The organism is Veronia pacifica, from assembly GCF_001707825.1.
Classification (GTDB): Bacteria; Pseudomonadota; Gammaproteobacteria; order Enterobacterales; family Vibrionaceae; genus Veronia; species Veronia pacifica.
Window position 1 is genome coordinate 1 of sequence record NZ_LYBM01000104.1, and the last position, 1,042, is coordinate 1,042.

The following is a 1,042-nucleotide window of genomic DNA, read 5'->3' on the forward strand; positions in this document are numbered from 1 at the left end:
CCTCACCTTCGGTGACGTCATCCTTGTCCGGCGTCAGTGTGACAGCGACGGTATCTGCTGCATCCGTACCCCGGTCGTCATGGAGTGTAGTGACATGGTCTGCGACGGTCCAGTTCTGTTGGTTGTCGGTGCGGGCCTGCAGAGTCAGGGTTTCCTGCGTCTCGATATAGACATCATCCAGGGTGTCGAGCTCAATACGAACTGTGTCCAGCCCGGCCGGTAGGGTAAAGGTGGGCGGGTTACCGGAGGTGGTATCCAGTATCACGTTGCCATCGCCAATGATACGGAAAACGGTGGCTACGTCCTCCCCTCCTGTTGCAGTAGCGCCGTCTGCGACCGTCAGGGTAATAGTGGTCGGGGTGGTTGATGGGTTGTTCAGGGACAGGGTCCAGCTGGCGGTGTCTCCCTCGGTCACCTGTCCGCCGTTGTCCGCAGTCAGTGTGGTCACTTCAGGTCGGTCAGTCTCATCCATGATGGTGGTGGTGAGATGGGCAGCGGTGTCGTCAATATGTTCAAAGGCCGGGGTCGTGCCATCCTGCTGGACAATGCCATGGACACTGATGGTAAAGGCCTGTGGACCCTCATACATGCTGTCATTTTTGGCCTCAACGGAGAAGTTGGCGGTTTTGCCATCGGACAGAATGATGGCTTCATGGATTTCGGTGATATCCTGCTCGTCGGCTGTATCATAGGTATAGGTCAGGAGGACTTTACTACCGGGAGGGGCGGTCTTATCCAGCATCACAGTATAAGTGGCGCTGGTCCCCTCATTGACCTGCGCGTCGCCATCGAGGGTGACGATGACGGTGTCTGCTGTGTCCTGCCCCCGGTCATCCATTATCACGGTGTCCACGGTAGCACTGTCCAAGTTGAGATTTTCAAACACCGGGTTGCCATCAAGAGTGATGCTGTCTACCTTGACGGTAAAAGTTTCACTGGCTTCGTAGAGGGCATCATCAACGGTATCAATCACCAGCCTGGCGGCCATGCCGGAACTGTCGACTACGGCAGAGGTCTTCTGGATAATATCAGCCCCGGTGGC

General features: G+C 56.4%; 1 pseudogene. It reads right to left on the minus strand.

Annotated features, from left to right (window positions below):
- Window positions 1–1,042 (minus strand): annotated as a pseudogene (locus A8L45_RS24820) (hypothetical protein); the annotation flags it as partial.